Origin of the sequence: Paraburkholderia sediminicola, from assembly GCF_046026855.1 — a bacterium.
Taxonomy (GTDB): Bacteria; Pseudomonadota; Gammaproteobacteria; order Burkholderiales; family Burkholderiaceae; genus Paraburkholderia; species Paraburkholderia sediminicola_A.
The window spans coordinates 1-16924 of record NZ_JAQQET010000019.1; the positions used below are offsets into that span (position 1 = coordinate 1).

Annotated in this window: 15 protein-coding genes; 7 read left to right on the forward strand and 8 right to left on the reverse strand. The window is 59.4% G+C overall.

What is annotated here, in order from left to right; all coding sequences use genetic code 11:
• Positions 1-86: 86 nt before the first annotated feature.
• Together PQR40_RS21160 and PQR40_RS21165 are read right to left on the reverse strand one after the other, a co-directional pair.
• The gene (locus tag PQR40_RS21160) at positions 87-377 is read right to left on the reverse strand and encodes a DUF1272 domain-containing protein (protein ID WP_408389757.1); all 291 of its coding nucleotides are present in this window, start codon (positions 375-377) and stop codon (positions 87-89) included.
• Between the two features lie 141 nt (positions 378-518).
• Positions 519-1895 (reverse strand): GntT/GntP/DsdX family permease, encoded by a 1377-nt coding sequence (locus PQR40_RS21165; RefSeq protein WP_408509804.1) that lies wholly within the window; start codon positions 1893-1895, stop codon positions 519-521.
• Between the two features lie 227 nt (positions 1896-2122).
• Between PQR40_RS21165 and PQR40_RS21170 the strand changes: the two genes are divergently transcribed.
• A complete protein-coding gene (locus tag PQR40_RS21170; protein ID WP_408241118.1) occupies positions 2123-3106 on the forward strand; it encodes a sulfonate ABC transporter substrate-binding protein in 984 nt (327 codons plus the stop codon).
• 5 nt (positions 3107-3111) lie between these two features.
• Here PQR40_RS21170 and arsC read toward each other — a convergent pair whose 3' ends face one another.
• On the reverse strand, positions 3112-3492 hold the full coding sequence (gene arsC / locus PQR40_RS21175; RefSeq protein ID WP_408509805.1) for an arsenate reductase (glutaredoxin): 381 nt from the start codon (positions 3490-3492) through the stop codon (positions 3112-3114).
• 916 nt (positions 3493-4408) lie between these two features.
• Between arsC and parA the strand changes: the two genes are divergently transcribed.
• Together parA and PQR40_RS21185 are read left to right on the forward strand one after the other, a co-directional pair.
• Complete coding sequence (gene parA, locus PQR40_RS21180; RefSeq protein WP_063498136.1) at positions 4409-5071, forward strand: ParA family partition ATPase; 663 nt, start codon at positions 4409-4411, stop codon at positions 5069-5071.
• Between the two features lie 24 nt (positions 5072-5095).
• Positions 5096-6151: a ParB/RepB/Spo0J family partition protein gene (locus PQR40_RS21185; protein ID WP_408240783.1), complete on the forward strand. Its 1056-nt coding sequence runs from the start codon at positions 5096-5098 to the stop codon at positions 6149-6151.
• A gap of 78 nt (positions 6152-6229) precedes the next feature.
• On the opposite strand, the gene PQR40_RS21190 is transcribed toward PQR40_RS21185, so the two are convergent.
• A complete protein-coding gene (locus PQR40_RS21190; protein WP_408240781.1) occupies positions 6230-7579 on the reverse strand; it encodes a replication initiation protein in 1350 nt (449 codons plus the stop codon).
• 1847 nt (positions 7580-9426) lie between these two features.
• Between PQR40_RS21190 and PQR40_RS21195 the strand changes: the two genes are divergently transcribed.
• Positions 9427-10632 carry a DNA-binding protein gene (locus PQR40_RS21195; protein ID WP_408484538.1) on the forward strand — a complete coding sequence of 402 codons (1206 nt, stop codon included), beginning with the start codon at positions 9427-9429 and terminating at the stop codon, positions 10630-10632.
• A gap of 88 nt (positions 10633-10720) precedes the next feature.
• On the opposite strand, the gene PQR40_RS21200 is transcribed toward PQR40_RS21195, so the two are convergent.
• The 3 genes from PQR40_RS21200 to PQR40_RS21210 form a co-directional block, all read right to left on the reverse strand.
• Positions 10721-11788, reverse strand: coding sequence for a tyrosine-type recombinase/integrase (locus PQR40_RS21200; RefSeq protein ID WP_408509806.1), 1068 nt, complete (start codon positions 11786-11788; stop codon positions 10721-10723).
• Between the two features lie 63 nt (positions 11789-11851).
• Positions 11852-12250, reverse strand: coding sequence for a DUF2471 family protein (locus PQR40_RS21205; RefSeq protein WP_408336874.1), 399 nt, complete (start codon positions 12248-12250; stop codon positions 11852-11854).
• 126 nt (positions 12251-12376) lie between these two features.
• Positions 12377-13003 (reverse strand): helix-turn-helix domain-containing protein, encoded by a 627-nt coding sequence (locus tag PQR40_RS21210; protein WP_325043743.1) that lies wholly within the window; start codon positions 13001-13003, stop codon positions 12377-12379.
• A gap of 169 nt (positions 13004-13172) precedes the next feature.
• Here PQR40_RS21210 and kbl point away from each other — a divergent pair, with 169 nt between their 5' ends.
• Together kbl and tdh are read left to right on the forward strand one after the other, a co-directional pair.
• Complete coding sequence (gene kbl, locus PQR40_RS21215) at positions 13173-14372, forward strand: glycine C-acetyltransferase (protein ID WP_408509807.1); 1200 nt, start codon at positions 13173-13175, stop codon at positions 14370-14372.
• Between the two features lie 13 nt (positions 14373-14385).
• Entirely contained in the window at positions 14386-15417 is a 1032-nt protein-coding gene (gene tdh, locus PQR40_RS21220) for an L-threonine 3-dehydrogenase, zinc-binding type (protein ID WP_408240765.1), read from the forward strand.
• Between the two features lie 56 nt (positions 15418-15473).
• On the opposite strand, the gene PQR40_RS21225 is transcribed toward tdh, so the two are convergent.
• Entirely contained in the window at positions 15474-16124 is a 651-nt protein-coding gene (locus PQR40_RS21225) for a YceI family protein (protein ID WP_408336870.1), read from the reverse strand.
• 110 nt (positions 16125-16234) lie between these two features.
• Here PQR40_RS21225 and PQR40_RS21230 point away from each other — a divergent pair, with 110 nt between their 5' ends.
• Positions 16235-16924 (forward strand): TetR/AcrR family transcriptional regulator, encoded by a 690-nt coding sequence (locus PQR40_RS21230; protein WP_408509808.1) that lies wholly within the window; start codon positions 16235-16237, stop codon positions 16922-16924.

Consider the following 16924-nt stretch of genomic DNA (forward strand, 5'->3'; position numbering starts at 1 on the left):
GGGGGTTTGGGGTGGCTTGGCGGGGGGGGGGGGGGGGGCGACGAACGGCGGCCGCCCTCGACGCCGCCTTGTGCTGATGGCTTTGTTTAGCGTTCGCCGGGCGGCGTGTTCCGGTAGCGCTCGAAGAAGCTTGCGTGCGACGGTTCGTCGATCGCGACGGGATGCGCTTCGGCGCGAGCCGGATGCTTGACCAGCTGCGCCCGCGTGCGGATCGGCCGATGCTGGAAATTGCCGCCGCAGTTCGGACACACATTGCGCAGCGTGCTGAGCGCACACACTTCACAGAAGGTGCATTCGTACGTGCAGATCATCGCGTCGGGCGCGTTCGGCGGCAGTGATTTACCGCATCCTTCGCAGGACGGTCTCAGTTCAAGCATGGTGCCTCCGCGTAGGCAGGGGAACGAGGCGCGGGACTGCACCTCGTATGTATGTACCGAAGCAGTGTAAGCGGACAGGCACATGCGGAATTGACGGTTGAGCGTCAATTCCTGCCATCGCTTGCGACTCCTGTGCCGCGCTCAGGTCAACAGGGTCCACAACGCGAACGTCAATACGAGGCCGACGACGGATACGATCGTCTGCAGCACTGACCAGACCAGAACCGTCTGCTTCAATTGCAGCCCGAAGTATTCGCGCACCATCCAGAAGCCCGCATCATTCACGTGGCAGAAGAACACGGAACCGGCGCCGATCGCGAGCGCCATCAGCGAATTATGAGTCGCGCTGAGGCCCGCCACGACTGGCGCGACGATGCCGGCGGTCGTGGTGGTCGCAACCGTCGCGGAACCGGTGGCCTGCCGCAGCGCGACGGCAATCAGCCACGCCAGCAGAATCAGCGGCATGTGCGCGCCAACGGCGATCTTGCCGATCGTCGTGCTGATGCCGGCCACCACAAGCGCCTGCTTGAGGCCACCGCCTGCACCGATGGTCAGCAGCAGCGCGGCGATCGGCGGCAAGCTCTTGCGCAGAATGCCGCCGACCCGATCGCGCGCCATGCCGCGCGACCAGCCCAACGCCACCACCGCGAACAGCACGGTGAGGCCGAGCGCGACCAACGGCTCACCCAGAAAGTTGAGTGCGTTGAACAGGAAGGTCTCAGGTTGCAGCAGAAGTTTGGCGACCGTGCGGCCCAGCATCAACACGACCGGCAACAGGATCGTGATGAGCGAGATTGCGAAACTCGGCGGTTCGCCGGTGTTCTGCGCCGCGGTGAAAAGCTTGCCCATTTCTTCAGGCTCGACCACGTGCATCCGTTTCGACAACCAGATGCCATAGACCGGGCCCGCGAGAATAACCGCCGGAATCGCGACGATCAGGCCGAGACCGAGTGTCAGGCCAAGATCGGCATGCAACGCGCTCACCGCGATCAGCGGACCCGGATGCGGCGGCAGCAGCGCATGTAACGTGGTCATGCCCGCGAGCGCGGGAATCGCAATACGCAGAATCGGCTGCTGCGAGCGGCGCGCCATCACGAAGATGATCGGCACCATCATTACCAGACCGACCTCAAAGAAAAGCGGTAAGCCGACGATGATTGCCACCAGCGCCATCATCCACGGTAGCGTGCGTGGCGTGGAATGTTTAAGGATGGTCGAGACGAGCCGGTCGGCAGCGCCCGATTCCGCCATTAGCGCACCGAGCATCGCTCCGAGCGCAATGATGATGCCGACGTCGCCGAGCAACGCACCGGCGCCTTTGCTGAATGCGCTGGCTACCGCTTCCAGCGGCAGTCCGGCCGAAAAACCCGCAGCGAACGTGCCGACCAGAATCGACAGAAACGGCGCGAGCTTCAGCACGCTGATGAAAACGATAATCAGTGCGAGCCCGAGCACGCACGACAAAATCAGTTGAGTGTCGTGGGATGACCACGGCGCGAGTGTTGTCGTCAGATGCACGATGTCCCTTTTTCGGTTGACGCAGCCGCGACTGCGCGCGGATGACGGATTGTAGCGGGGCACGGCGACTTGGCGCCGCCAGACGTGCAGAGAGGGACCGCTGACGTGTCCCGTACCTTCCGGCGTGATTTGCTTATGCAAATTTATCGGTTCGTCCAGGCTTGCAGACGAATTATCGTCGGAGCCAACCGGTCCATTTTGCGTCCGTCTTTTTAACGAGCACTTTTATGTCCCGTCATCCGCTGCTCAACCGCCGCGCGTTTATCGCCGGCGTGGGCGCCTCGCTGGCCGCCGCGGCCTTGCCCATTGTCTCCACGTCGGTCTTCGCGGCGGATGCGCATGCGAAAGAATTTCGCATCGGTTATCAGAAAGCGGCCAACACGCTTGTGTTGCTGAAGGCGCACGGCACGCTCGAAAAGCGGCTCGCGCCGCTCGGCATCACGGTCAAGTGGACGGAGTTTCCCGCTGGCCCGCAGTTGCTCGAAGGATTGAATGTCGGCGCGATCGACTTCGGTTATGTCGGTGAGGCGCCGCCGGTGTTCGCGCAGGCGGCAGGCGCGAACTTCGTCTACACCGCTTATGAAATCCCGACACCGCACGCCGAAGGCATCCTCGTGCATCAGGACGCGCCGATCAAAACGATAGCCGATCTGAAGGGCAAAAAAATCGCCTTCAACAAAGGCTCGGACGTTCACTGGTTTCTGGTCGCCGCATTGCAGAAGAACGGCGTGAAATACAGCGACATTCAACCCGTTTTTCTGGCGCCCGCCGATGCGCGTGCGGCCTTCGAACGTGGTGCGATCGACGCATGGGCGATCTGGGATCCGTTCCTCGAAGCGGCAAAACGCCAGTCAAATGCCCGCTTGCTCGCCGACGCCGAAGGGATCGTGAGTCACCATCAGTTCTTCCTGAGCGCACGACCGTTTGCGCAGCAAAACGGCGACGTGCTCGCGATCATGATGGACGAGGTAAGTAAAGAAGGGACGTGGGTACGCGGCCACTACAGCGAAGCAGCCGCTCAGCTCGCACCGATCCAGGGGCTGGACGCAGGCGTGATCGAAGCGGGCCTGCGGCACTACGCGCACATCTACAAGCCCATCGACGCGAACGTACTTGCAGAACAACAACGTATTGCCGACACGTTCAGCGAACTGCGCATCATCCCGACAAGGATCGTGACGAAGGACGCTGCATTGCCGGCCAAGGCCTAGGTCACTTAGGCCGGGTTGTTCGACGCCTGGGCGAATAGCGCTTCGACATTTTCCGGCGGGCGGCCAATAACGGCACGCCCGTTTCGCACGACGATCGGTCGTTGCAGGAGGATGGGGTGCTTTGCCAATGCTTCGTATAACTGAGCGTCGCTTAACGTGGTGTCGGAGAGTTCGAGCGCTTTGTATTCGGCTTCGGTGTCACGGATCATCTCGCGGACTGTGCAGCCTAGCTGCACGTTGAGTTGCTTCAACTGCGCAACTGTGAGCGGCTGCTTCAGGTATTCGACGATTTCCGTTGGCTCGTTTGCGCTGTTGTAGGTGCTGGTAACCAGGTCGCACGCGGCGCGAGATTTTGAACAACGGGGGTTGTGGTAGATGGTGATCATGGTTGGGTTAGATGCGCGTTGCTTGTGTTGGGTTGCTGGGAGCCTTGTGGGGATTTTAGCGGGTGCAGGGAGTCGGGTGGGTGATGAGGGAGCGGAGCGATCGGGTTTCTTTTGATTCGGGAAACGGGGGTTGCTCGCTGAAGATGGCTCGTTCGCTTTATGCGCATAAAGCGCCCGTGGGAGGTTGTCGTTAAGTGTCTTTGGCTGGCATGAGCTCTGGAGGATGCTTCGATTCGTATTGAGGTGGGCTTGCCGTTGAATGAATGAGAGCGATGCTTCTTGCGCCTTCGCCACCAGTCCCAGTCCCAGTCCCAGTCCCAGTCCCAGTCCCAGATGCCGTGCCGTGCCGTGCCGTGCCGTGCCGTGCCAAGCCAAGCCAAGCCAAGCCAAGCCAAGCCAAGCCAAGCCAACAGGATCATGCATCGACCCGCTCGCTCAAACTCCTCTGCGACGACGGCTCGGCTCGTGAGCAATGCTCGGGGGGAGTTTATGCGCATAAAGGTGGCTACTCGACGCGCCTCCCGAGGCCCGATAGTGATCCGCTTGTGCTTCCCGTCGCCGACCGCCGGGCCTCGCAAAAGTCACACGGCAAGACTAGACCCAGGGTCAAAAGAGGTCTCATCGAATCCGAGCCGCCTGACACGCCCAGCTATCTCCGAGTGTGCCGGCCACCGCGCTCGATCGCGGCCACTTCCGCTTTTTCCGTCACCTCATCCCTGACATCTCGCAGGCGTCACCAACCGGTTGCCGTTGCTCGCGCTCCACAACTGCAGTGCTAAAGCTCGACCTCGCTCGCATTCTTTATGCGCATAAACCTATCCCAAACGGCTATTTCTTCTCGCGTTTACACAAAAACGATTGAAATGCGAATTCATCCAGGTAAAATCCATTTGCGTCTAAAAAGAGGAGGTGGAGATTGGCAGCAGAAATCATCGCGGTAACTCAGCAAAAGGGTGGGGTCGGGAAGAGCACAATCGCGATGCACCTCGGCGCTGCGTTCCATGAGAAAGGCAAGCGCGTCCTTGTCGTAGACGCAGATGGTCAAAACACACTGATCCACTGGGCCAGTGCATCATCAGACGGCGACACCGGCATCCCCTTTCCGGTTGTCAACCTCTCCGAAGCCGGCAGCCAAATCCATCGCGAGATCAAGAAATTCGTGGCTGACTACGACATCATCGTCGTCGACTGCCCGCCCTCCATCACCGAGAAAGTGTCCGGCGTCGTGTTGCTTGCGGCGAGCGTTGCAATCATGCCGACGTCGTCGTCGCCCGCCGACTATTGGTCGAGTGTCGGACTGGTCAAACTCGTTCAACAAGCTCAGGTGATGAACGAAGACCTGCGCGCAGTCTTTCTGCTGAATAAGACCGAAGAGAAACGGATGCTGACGCGTGAACTGAAGCGCGCGTTGGAAGAGCTCGGTTTCCCGCTGCTCAAGACCCAGATCCCGACGCGCGAAGCCTATAAGCAGGCAATGGCGTTAGGACAGACAGTGCTTCAGATGAACGATCGCGGCGCCAAGCTTGCCGCCATCGAAGTACGGGCGTGCGCCAACGAGATCGCAGCCCTGCTCCCCTGAATTTATGCGCATAAAGGACCCTGAATGAAACCCTCCCAATTCGCCAAAGGCTTTCAAGCACGTCCTGATACGACCAGCAGCGAAAAACGAACCGCACTCGACCGCCTGAATGCGATCGATGGTTTGGTTAAGAATGGCGCCAAGACTGGCGATGTACCGAGCCGCACCATCCAGTCGGTCATGTCGCAGGATGTCTCGGAAGCGGACGCCGCCGCGATCGCCAATGAGTCGGCGGACTACCGCGCGTGGCGGATCGAACATGCCTATCGGCCGGGCCAGGTCGTCGAACTCGCGCTCAAAACGATCAAGCCGAGTCCGTTCAATCCGCGTCATTTCTATCTGAAGCCGTCGATTGCCGACCTTGCCGTCAATCTGGCGAAGCAGGGCCAGCAGCAGGCGATCCACGTCATTCCGGATTACGACAATCCTGGCACCTACTTCGTCAGTGACGGGGGCCGGCGCGTGCGGGCGCTTAAAGAAGCGAACAAGGAATCGGTTAAGGCGATCGTCATCGATCTGCCGATCGGCATCCAAAGCTATAAGCTCGGCTATGACCTCAATGTCCAGCGCGATTCGCAGACGGTGTTCGACAACGCCGTCGTCTGGAGACGCTTTCTCGACGAGCAACATTTCCAGAGCCAGAAGGAGCTCGCCGAGCATCTCGGGCTGGACGAGTCGACCGTCGCGGTCGCCTTGTCGATTGCGAAGCTTCCCGAGGCGGTAATGCATGAGATGGTCGCACGGCCCGACCGCTTCGGCTCGAACATGGCTTATCAGGTGGGCCGTTATCACTCTGCCCGCGGCGCCGACGCTACGCTGCGCCTGATCAACAAAATCCTCTCGGACGACCTGAGCACGCGACAAGTCGCGGACATCGTGAAGGGCAGGGCGAGCGCACAGGAAAGCACCAAGCCAGCGGGTCGGCAGCGCTATGCACAGCGTCTGGAGATCAAGCTCGGTGGCATCGCGGTTGGCGATCTGAAATCATATGGGGATGATCGGATCGAACTGCGCCTGAAGGGTCTCACGCGTGAAAAGCGCGACGACATTCTTCGTCAGATTGAAAAGATGTTGAAGTAACAGCGGGGAAAGTATCCGCAGGAAAAGATACGGCGGCGCACGAGAGTGGCCGCCGTTTTTCTTATGTGATCTTGATGACTACGCCGCGCGCGATTGGCTCAGCGTGAAGGCGAGGAGGTCGCCGTCGGTGGGTTGGCCCCACGTTTTGCGAGCCAGCCAATCGAAGAATGCCGTTTCGACAATCTTCGAATCCAGCCCACGACGGCGCCAGTCGTCACGCATGTGAGTGCCAAGATCCGGCAACTCGTCGTCCTCAAACGACTTCCTCGCGATCTCCCGCTCGGACTCACCTTGCTCGTCGTAAAGTTCGCGCGCTTCCTTGCGGCGAACGGCTGAGTACTCACCAAGCAGACGCGCCTTCAGATCGTCCGCCGGCGCAGCCACCGCGGCTTTGCCACCGCTACCGGACGGCAGTACTTCGACTGGCGGCGCATAGCCTTTCTTCAACGCATCCTTGAACAGAGCCGGCGCGCTACGCACCGCGGGCAAGGACGTGCTACGCATGCGTTGTTCGGTCATCTGCAGAGCCGCGCGAATCCGGTTTTCTTCGCTATCGGCGTACAGCGTTTGCGCTTCTTTCAGCGGAATACCGATCTTCACCATCCGGTCGACCAAGGTGCTGTCGAACACATTCGGGTGTTCATCGAGTGCAAGCATGGGCTGCTTGCGCTCGGTCACGCGGAACTGGATCTCGGCGACACGCCGCCCTTCCCGGTGTTCGATCAATTCGACAAAAATGTTGGTGACCGCATTCACTTCAGCGATGGCCGGCCGCAGGTAATCGCGCTTGAAGTACTTGTACTCGCGCTTCGCTTCGTCGCCCGCTTCGGTGTCGGGTGTGCCGGAGAGGATAGGGCGCCACCATTCCCATGATTCGCGCATCGTCAGATGGCTCGGGTTGGTCAGGTAACGAACGCAAATCTCGTAAAGTGCGAGACCCGCGCTACTGCGCAACTGGCTCTGGAATTGCAGACTCAGCCGCGCATATTGAACCGGATCGAGCAGCTTCTTCTTGATCTTGGGCGCAAACGAAAATTCCACCCAGACGCGGCGGGTAGTGGGGTCTTCGAGAATTTCCGCGTCGGCAATCAACGTGGAAATACCCCATTTCCGGCCCGGTTTCTGGCTGGACGTGCCGGTACTCCATTCAACCTGCACCGACACCATGCGCCGCAGGTGCTCTTTCACAAGCGCGGTGTCGTTCGAATCGAATGCTGAATTGGCGACGATGTCGGACAGCAAGGCCCGATAAGTATCGCCGGACTCGTCAGCTTGCTGAGCGACGGCGAGGAGCACGTTAAACAGCTTGCGGGTGAGGAGCGTGATCTTGCCGCTCTTGGGCTGGATGGCAATCGCCTCGACGGCCTTGCGCAATTCGGCCGAGCTCGGGCTGACTACGTCTGTCTTCTTCGCGCGCTTAGTGGCCATGCGTCTGGTCGAGGAGGGATTTGGCGTGAGCATACCGACTGTGGTGATACACGTCTATAGCACGGGGCTCACCATTCCCGGTGAAGTGAGTTTACGAGGCGCGACTCACCTCGAGCAACTCCCGAAAACCCTCACCTCACCCGTTTCGCGCCAGGTTCAGGGCATCCTTACAGGTTGCGGCCTGCCGAAATACTGACCGATTTCCGACCTGCCTCGAACGGGAGCAATTCGATCCCGAATCTTCTCACCTCAAAAAATTCTCATGAATTTTTGCCGGGTGCATGTTGTGAGCGGCTCGCACTCGCACTGGATCGGCGGCCGCCGATGCGCTTCACCTCTTCGCCACGGATAGGCTAGGGGGAACCCGGAGAAAACTTGCGTCCGGCGCAATCGCCACATGCACATTTGAGCCAAGGTTGCCAAATCCGGCAGACAGACGCCTCATTCACGCGAGCATGAAATCCGAGTCGCGACAAACTCTCCCGAAAAAGCTCACCTTAATGCCTGCTGAGCGCTCGGAACGACGCGGCCTCCAGACCTGGAGGCTGAAAAAACACTGATAAATACTCCCGAAAAACCTCACCAATGAGCCCGGAAGAAGCTTGGACAGGTCACGAAAAAGCGCCCCCGAAAAACCTCACCTTTGCGCGCCGCACAAAAATTATCCAATGGTTTCATTGAGTTAGAGAATTCTTGCGAGCCGGGTTTTGAGTACGAGCCCCCGTATATCCTCACCTTAAGAAGCTTTCCCATGAATCTGGACGTTTCCGGCTGCCGCCCGAAGGCCCCCGAAAAACCTCACCTTAAGAATTCAGTGGCCACAAAATCGGAACGACTCTGACAGCGTCCGTAGGGCCTTTCCGGCCTATCACGGCGATTTTGGTCCTGTATTTCCTCACCTTAGCGATCACAAGTGCTCAAAAAGACTCCCGAAAAACCTCACCTTTTGGTCAAAACAGGTAATTTGCAGAGTCGGCGATCGTCTCGATCCAGGTCTCCCGAATTCGCTCACCTTTCCTCAAAGGCAATCGAAGACCCCGTCGACAATTTCGGTTGAAATCCAGCCCAGCTCCCGCAAACACTCACCTTAAGCGTCCGGATGCCCAGAATTGAGGCAAAAATGACACCTTGGCCCCGGAAAGTCTCACCTTCGGTTCGCGTTTTCTCCTGTCTTGACTCACCAATGGGGTTTACGAGGCCCCAATAAGGGCAAAAATTGGCATCCACCGTGGTCCCGAAAGCGCTCACCTTCAAGGCAGTCACGCTCGGAACCGACTTTTGAGCGCTGCCGGGCGATCCCGGATGCTCAGGTCCCGCAAAATCTCACCTTTAGCCAAACCGCGTTTTTGGGGTGGCTCCTGAACCCACTCACGTTCTGTCCCGGACCTACTCACCAAGGCCCCCGAACCTCATCACTCAATACTCCCGCAAGACCTCACCACCACTCCCGTAAAGCTTCACCTTACCGGGCTAGAACCCCCGCCTGGTATAGGATTGCCATGGCGTTAACGTTTTTAACATGGGTTCAAGGGTGTTTACTTTTATTACTCTCTAGACTTTCCCCGCGTGTCCTTTGGACAAGTCCTTTCCACCACCACAGCACTCATCACACGATCGTGAAACAGTGAGCGATCAGAAAGAAATCAATGAAACCTCTTTATTTACAATAGCTTATTGGCTAATCTTAGTTTTGTTTCACGGAAAAACGCCACCTGCTCCGATCTTATGACCTACCTGTAGTCCTAAAACACGCCAACTCGCCGACTAACACCCGCTCCCAACAAATACGTATCAAATAATACGTAAATTGTTATGATTCATCCAATTCGAGCGACATCGAGGTATACATGAATCTGGACCAGGAACGGCAAACCATCCGTAACGAGCTTGAATCGTTGAGGGCTAGTGGGGCACGCAGGCAGGAATTGTCACTGCACGCTTGCAAGCGACTTTTTTTCGATTTGGGTATTCGTCCCTCCATGGCAGCTGTTCGCGACCTGACCCAAACGGGCAGCGCAAGCGATATCCCGAAGGACATCGACCATTTCTGGGAACGCATCAGAACGGTATCGCGCGTGAAAGTCGGTGCCGGCGCGATCCCGAAAGCACTGGAAGATCGCGCCGGAGAACTGTTGGGCGCTCTTTTTGAAGAAGCCCTCGTTCATGCCCGCTCGACCCTTGACAGCGAACGCGAGGAAATTCGGGCTCAAGCCACCGCCGCGGACCAGCGTGTGCGAGAAGCGGAAATTCACCGCGATGTGTCGGAAGAAGCGATCAAGCGCAGCGAACTAAGAGCTGAAGCCGCATGGGAGCGCGTTCGCGCACTCGAGACTGAGCTATCCAGCACCACAACACATGGGACCGCTCACCAGGAAGGCCTGCAGGCAACGGTCCGCCGGCTCGACAGTGAAAACGAAACACTGCGTCAACGGCTCGATACGGAACAGACGACCAACGCGGCGCTCCGCGACCGGATCGATGCACTCCACGTCGAATTGCGCCAAAGCACCGAACACTATGCGCAACAGATCAAGGACGCCATCGCCGAAGCCGAGCGGCGCGTGAAGCCGATGCTGGTCGAACTCGATTCACTACGCAACATGGCCGCCACCTATCAATCGGGGGTGCGTGACGCAAGTCGCAAGGAGTTCGAGTTTATCCAGCAGATCGCGGCAGCCAAGGCGCGCGGCGACCGGCTCGACGCGCAACTGCGCGAGCAATCGGACGAAGTGGATGTTTTGACGAAAGAGGTCGCCACGTTGCGCGGCCAGCAGGGCATCGACCCCGCGATCGCGAGTTTGCTGTGTTCGCTGGTCGAAGCAGGCAGGCTCACGACCGACGAGCTGACAGCGATCGGCACCGCAGCGGACGGTCATGTCGCGCTGCCGCTACGCTGCCCAAAATGTGAGGAAGGTGAGCCCGAGCTATCGCAAGTGGATCACCGCTTCGAACTGCAGTGTCCGGAATGCGATCACTCGTCAGGTCCCGGCGAATCACGGCTGGAGGCGGTTAGCCGGTTTCTATCAAGCGGCTCGATAGCGGCGTCGGCATGAGCGGCTGATACAGCCGCGATAGCGGATAAATCGCCAAAGGTGAGGAAATTCGGGACCCCAAAGGTGAGCATGTTCAGGGCTCACCCGATCACCCTTTCCTCGTTAAACGCCTGTCCTGTCTGGGGGCGGGCAATGGTGGAGCGGCTGGATCCGGTTCATTAACGACGGGCGAATCCTGCTGGTCCATCCATCTTTGCCAGGCCCGATACAAACGGTTGGCGGACACTGCCTGTACAAACCCCAGCCATTGCCCGACCAGTTCTGCCTCGACCCCGCTCTCGAACCGATCAGCCGCAAAGGTGTTGCGCAAGGTTTGCGGACTGGCGCGTGAGGTTCGCGACGCGGCAATTCCAGCCGCGTCGATCAACGCGTCAACTGCGCGCAGCATTGTCGCCTTGTGCATCGGGCGTCCTGAAGGTGAAGCGGGAAAGACCAGATTGCCGGCCAGTTCGGAAAGACGCCGTTCGGCAAGCCATGCGTCAACAATGGCGGTCGCGAAGGGCGCGAGCCGGGTACGCCGCGTCAGCATCGGATTCGCGGACTCGATCGTGATCCAGGGCGAGCCGACATTTACGCAACTAACCGTAAGCGCGGCGGCCTCGCCCGTCTTGAGCCCACCGCCAAGAAACACAGCAATTAATGCCCGGTCGCGTCGCTCTCTCCAGCGCTGCGCCACGGATAAAACCGGCAAGGGCGAAAACAGATGCGCAATGAGCGCGGCTCGTTCGGCATGGTTGAGAAAACCGGTCGGCTCGTTATCGCGTGCATCTCGCCATGCCGCCTCGCCGTCCTGAGCAATGAAGCGTGCAGGATTGGTCGACGCGGATTCGATTTCGCGCACATGGTCCAGTACCCGCTCAATGAGTCGCAAATACCTGACACGTTGCGGTTTTCGGATCGCCAGTCCGCCCACGAATTCAGCGATGGTTTGCGTATCGACCGTGACCAGACTCTTCTGGCGAATCGCAAGCCAGTCGAGGAAAAGCCCCCACTGCGCTTGATAGACTTCAGCGGATGAACGCCTGAAATGCTGCTTGGCGAGCCATGCGTCGAAAGCGATTTGCGGATCGCGGCGCCAGTCTTCACGTTCCTGATCGAAGAGATCGGTTGAGGGTGCTGGGCGTGTGACCGGGTCGGACAGATGAGGAGGTGACATACGCTATCTTTCCGTTAGTTGCGCATATTGTAGGTGGCAACCGGTGAAAGTACAGCGCCTAAGTCAGTCGCCCCACGCCCGCGCGTGCTTTAGCGGCGCGCCTTCAGACGCAGGTTGCGTGGTGCGGCGTGCAGCCTCTTCATAGGCCGAGACGGCAAATGCAAAGACAGCCGGCAACGCGGTGGACGTGCCGAAGTCCACCGCCTCGTCCGTTTCCGGATAAGGCAACTCGGACGGCCGTTGGAACAGGCCGAGCATGATCGCGTCATGCCGGCTGGCAAACCCGAGGTCCGCCAACGCTTCGGCTTCGATTGCATGTAGCAGGCGCCACGAGAGCGGCACCTGCTGGACGATGTAGCGCACGGCGATGTTGCGCACGATATGTTCAAGATCGCGCGCCGCGGTTTGATAGCGCAGCGCGGCCAGAGCATGCTCGGATTGTTCGGTCGTCAGGTCGTTCATTATCGGCTCCAGTCGATACCCTGTACTGTACAAATATACAGTGTCTCGCGCAACCTCGGCCGAACGGACAATTCATCCCGATTCCGCCCGAAGCAACCAATAACCGGCGACAGTGCGCCCGCTACCTTACCCGTGAATCACCACCAGCAGCGCTTTCGCCTCGCCCTTTCCGGCGTTGCGGATCGCATGCGGTTCGTCGGCGACGTAGCGCGCGGTGTCCGCGGCCTTGAGCCGCTTCGTCGCGCCAGCCGCCTCGATCTCGATCGAACCCTGCAACACGGTCAGATGCTCGCGTGTGCCGGGTTCGTGCGCGTTGGACACCAGCGCCCCGCCCGCTTGCAATGTCAGCTCGTACCATTCGAACTTGCCGGCCAACTCGATCGGCCCCCAGACCCGCAACTGATACTTGGCCTCATGACCGCTCAAAGTCGGGATGTCGTGCGGACCGGAGACGGAAATTGCTTCCGGCGCCTTTTGCGGCGCGAACAGCGAATCGAGACTGACGCCGAGCGCGTTCGTCAGACGCCAGGCGACCGCGATCGTTGGATTGGCCTTGTCGCGTTCGATCTCCGAGAGCATCGATTTCGACACGCCCGCCGCGCGTGACAGATCGTCGAGCGTCATACGCCGCTCGGCGCGCAGGCGCTGAATCTGCTCGCCGACGCGAGGCGGCGCAGCGATCGCTGGGACCGTGTTCGCGCCAGGAGTGGGTGCCGCGTTGGCTGCCGCGCGACGGATTCCCGAACTTGCCATTTACTGACCTATCGTTTAGAGTTGTTCGACATACCGGATTTTAGTTCGGAAAAACGAAAATATCCGATAAAACTGACAGCCGACTATAACAGGCCGTCTCGTCGCCGACCATGCCGCAACTGCCGACCATGTCGCCCACGGGCGCACCACCCTTTCAGGAGTCTGGTTCATGCGTGACCTTTATCTCGCCCATCTGCGCGGTACCCTTGAGCAGATTCGCGCTGACGGTTTTTACAAGAACGAGCGCGTGATCGCCAGTCCGCAGTCGGCTGATGTGCGCCTCGCCAACGGCACGGAAGTGCTGAATTTCTGCGCGAACAACTACCTCGGTCTTGCCAACGACGAACGGCTGATCGAGGCCGCCAAGCTTGGCCTGGATAACGACGGCTTCGGCATGGCATCGGTGCGCTTTATTTGCGGCACCCAAACCGTGCATAAAGACCTCGAAAAAGCGCTGGCCGCATTCCTGAAAACCGACGACTGCATCCTTTACTCCAGTTGTTTCGATGCGAACGGCGGTCTGTTCGAAACCCTGCTCGACGACAACGACGCCATCATCAGCGACGAGCTGAACCATGCGAGCATCATCGACGGTGTGCGTCTTTCGAAGGCGAAGCGCTTTCGCTACAGGAACAACGATCTCGCCGATCTCGAAGCCAGGCTGAAAGAAGCCGATGCCGCTGGAGCGCGCTTCAAGCTGATCGCCACCGACGGCGTGTTTTCGATGGACGGCATCATCGCCAATCTCGCGGGCATTTGCGATCTGGCCGACCGCTACGGCGCACTGGTGATGGTCGACGATTCGCACGCGGTCGGTTTCGTCGGCGAACATGGGCGCGGTACGCCGGAGCATTGCGGCGTGCTGTCGCGCGTCGACATCATCACCGGCACACTCGGAAAAGCACTGGGCGGAGCCTCGGGCGGTTACGTCGCCGCGCGACAGGAAGTGATCGATTTACTGCGTCAACGTTCGCGTCCATATCTGTTCTCGAACACACTGACGCCGAGCATTGCTGCCGCCTCGCTGACGGTACTCGAATTGCTGGCAAGCGACGAAGGTGCGCAACTGCGCGCGCGTGTGCGTGAAAACGGCGCGCATTTCCGTCGTGCGATGAGCGCGCTCGGCTTCACGCTCGTGCCGGGCGAACACCCGATCATTCCGGTCATGCTTGGCGACGCACAACTTGCATCGAACATGGCCGACGCGTTGCTGAAGGAAGGTGTTTACGTGATTGGCTTCTCGTTCCCCGTGGTGCCCAAAGGCCGCGCGCGAATCCGCACGCAAATGAGTGCCGCGCACACGCCGGAACAAATCGATCGAGCCGTCGACGCATTCGCGCGTGTAGGCCGGCAACTCGGCATTATCTGAAGCGGAGGCGCACATGAAAGCATTGGCAAAACTCGAACGCGCACCGGGCCTCACGCTGACGGATGTGAAGAAACCTGAAGTCGGTCACAACGACGTGATGATCCGCATCACGCGTACCGCGATTTGCGGTACCGATATCCATATCTGGAAATGGGACGACTGGGCACAAAAAACGATTCCGGTGCCGATGCATGTCGGCCACGAATACGTCGGTGAAATTGTCGAAATGGGTCAGGAAGTGCGCGGCTTTGCGATCGGCGATCGCGTGTCGGGCGAAGGGCATATCACCTGCGGCTTCTGTCGCAACTGTCGTGCGGGACGCCGGCATCTGTGCCGCAATACGGTGGGCGTTGGCGTGAATCGTGAAGGCGCATTCGCCGAATACCTCGTGATTCCCGCATTCAACGCGTTCAAGATTCCGCCCGAAATCTCCGATGATCTCGCCGCGATCTTCGATCCGTTCGGCAACGCCACGCATACGGCGCTGTCGTTCAATCTGGTCGGCGAAGACGTGCTGATCACCGGCGCCGGGCCGATCGGCATCATGGCGGTGGCGATTGCGAAACACGTCGGCGCACGCAATGTGGTGATCACCGACGTCAACGACTATCGCCTCGAACTCGCGCGCAAGATGGGCGCAACGCGTGCGGTGAATGTCTCGCGTGAATCGTTGCACGATGTCATGGCTGATTTGCACATGGCCGAAGGTTTCGACGTCGGACTGGAAATGTCAGGTGTACCGAGCGCTTTCACCAGCATGCTCGAAGCGATGAACCACGGCGGCAAGATTGCGCTGCTCGGTATTCCGCCAGCGCAGACCGCGATCGACTGGACCCAGGTGATTTTCAAAGGCCTTGAAATCAAGGGCATTTATGGTCGCGAGATGTTCGAGACCTGGTACAAGATGGTCGCGATGTTGCAAAGCGGTTTGGACCTGTCGCCGATCCTCACGCACCACTTCAAGGTCGACGATTATCAGGAAGCGTTTGCCACCATGCTCTCAGGCGAGAGCGGCAAGGTGATTCTCGACTGGACTGCTGCGTGAGCTAAAAAACGGTACGCTGCAGAAGCAGCCGCAGAAACGAAACGCCCGCACCGCGCTCACGCGCCTGCGGGCGTTTTAACGAACTCAGCCTGCACGCGTACGTGAATATCGTCGCCGACAGCTGGATACCACGTCGCCAAACCGAACTTCGCGCGGCTGAAGTGACCGTCCGCGGAAAAGCCGAGCGTGTCTTTTTTCGTGAGCGGATCGGGTGCGAAACCGTTGAACGTCACGTCGAGCGTCACGGGTTGCGTGACGCCGTGAATCGTCAGATCACCGGTCAATGTGCCACGCGATTCACCGGTGCGCTCAAAGCGTGTGCTGGCGAAGCGCACCTGCGGATAGCGCGATACGTCGAGCATGCTTGCGCTTTTCACCATCTTGTCGAGTAGCGGCACATTCGTATCGATGCTCGCGGCGTCGATCGTGACGGTCGCGCTACTCTTGTCCAGCCCCCCTTCGTTCCAGTCGAGCTGCCCCTGTTTGCGGTCGAAGCGCATGGTAAAGCGCGAATACTTGAAGTGATCGATGTCGAAGGTAATGCTGCTATGGTCGGGATCGATCTCGTAGCGTCCGGCCGGCACGCGGGCTTCGTTCTGGCTGACGGTATGCGTGAGCACCTGCAAAGGCGTGCAGGCCATCGCTGCCAGCAGCGTTGCGCTGAGAAGCGTACGTACAAACATTGCGCGGACAGTAGAGCGATTCATGAAATCCGTTCCGGTTGCTTGATTGTCCACACGATAGCAGTAAGCGTACCCAACCTGCCGAAGCGCACAAAAAACTTGACGAAGGAGAATGATCGTTCTACCCTTCGCTCATGGCTACTCAAAACCCAGCTGAACTGGCTGCGTCCGGCAGCGCGCGTGAAAGGCTGCTCGACGCCGCGGAAGCGTTGATCTACGCCGGCGGCATTCATGCAACCGGCGTCGACGCGATCGTCAAGCAGTCCGGTACCGCGCGCAAAAGCTTTTACACGCACTTCGAATCGAAAGACGCGCTGGTCGCCGCCGCGCTGGAGCGGCGCGACGAGCGCTGGATGAACTGGTTTATCGCGGGCACGCTGCGGCATGGCAAGACTGCGCGCAAACACCTGCTCGGCATGTTCGATGTGTTGCGCGAATGGTTTGCGTCGAAGGATTTCCATGGTTGCGCATTTCTGAACGCCGCCGGGGAAATCGCCTCCGCGGATGATCCGATCCGGATCGTCGCGCGTGAACACAAGGAACGCCTGCTCGCCTTTGTGCGAACCCAGTGTGATGAATACGCGGCCGAATCGGGCATGGACGTCCGCCGCGCCGCGCGCTTGTCGCGCCAATGGCTGATCCTGCTCGACGGCGCCATCGCCGTGGCGCTGGTGAGCGGCGAAGCCGACGCCGCGCTCGATGCACGAACCGCCGCCGAAGCCTTGCTCGATACCGAGTCCACAAGCGAATCGGCGCAACTCGGGGGTGAATCCGCGAGCAGATCCCCTGGCAAACGACCGCCGTCCCGGCGCACCGCAATCTGA

Excerpts from the sequence above, each read along its gene's own strand:
- PQR40_RS21160 (WP_408389757.1), bottom strand. The coding sequence starts at position 377 with ATGCTTGAACTGAGACCGTCCTGCGAAGGATGCGGTAAATCACTGCCG.
- PQR40_RS21170 (WP_408241118.1), top strand. The coding sequence starts at position 2,123 with ATGTCCCGTCATCCGCTGCTCAACCGCCGCGCGTTTATCGCCGGCGTG.
- arsC (WP_408509805.1), bottom strand. The coding sequence starts at position 3,492 with ATGATCACCATCTACCACAACCCCCGTTGTTCAAAATCTCGCGCCGCG.
- PQR40_RS21185 (WP_408240783.1), top strand. The coding sequence starts at position 5,096 with ATGAAACCCTCCCAATTCGCCAAAGGCTTTCAAGCACGTCCTGATACG.
- PQR40_RS21190 (WP_408240781.1), bottom strand. The coding sequence starts at position 7,579 with ATGGCCACTAAGCGCGCGAAGAAGACAGACGTAGTCAGCCCGAGCTCG.
- PQR40_RS21195 (WP_408484538.1), top strand. The coding sequence starts at position 9,427 with ATGAATCTGGACCAGGAACGGCAAACCATCCGTAACGAGCTTGAATCG.
- PQR40_RS21200 (WP_408509806.1), bottom strand. The coding sequence starts at position 11,788 with ATGTCACCTCCTCATCTGTCCGACCCGGTCACACGCCCAGCACCCTCA.
- PQR40_RS21205 (WP_408336874.1), bottom strand. The coding sequence starts at position 12,250 with ATGAACGACCTGACGACCGAACAATCCGAGCATGCTCTGGCCGCGCTG.
- PQR40_RS21210 (WP_325043743.1), bottom strand. The coding sequence starts at position 13,003 with ATGGCAAGTTCGGGAATCCGTCGCGCGGCAGCCAACGCGGCACCCACT.
- kbl (WP_408509807.1), top strand. The coding sequence starts at position 13,173 with ATGCGTGACCTTTATCTCGCCCATCTGCGCGGTACCCTTGAGCAGATT.
- tdh (WP_408240765.1), top strand. The coding sequence starts at position 14,386 with ATGAAAGCATTGGCAAAACTCGAACGCGCACCGGGCCTCACGCTGACG.
- PQR40_RS21225 (WP_408336870.1), bottom strand. The coding sequence starts at position 16,124 with ATGAATCGCTCTACTGTCCGCGCAATGTTTGTACGTACGCTTCTCAGC.
- PQR40_RS21230 (WP_408509808.1), top strand. The coding sequence starts at position 16,235 with ATGGCTACTCAAAACCCAGCTGAACTGGCTGCGTCCGGCAGCGCGCGT.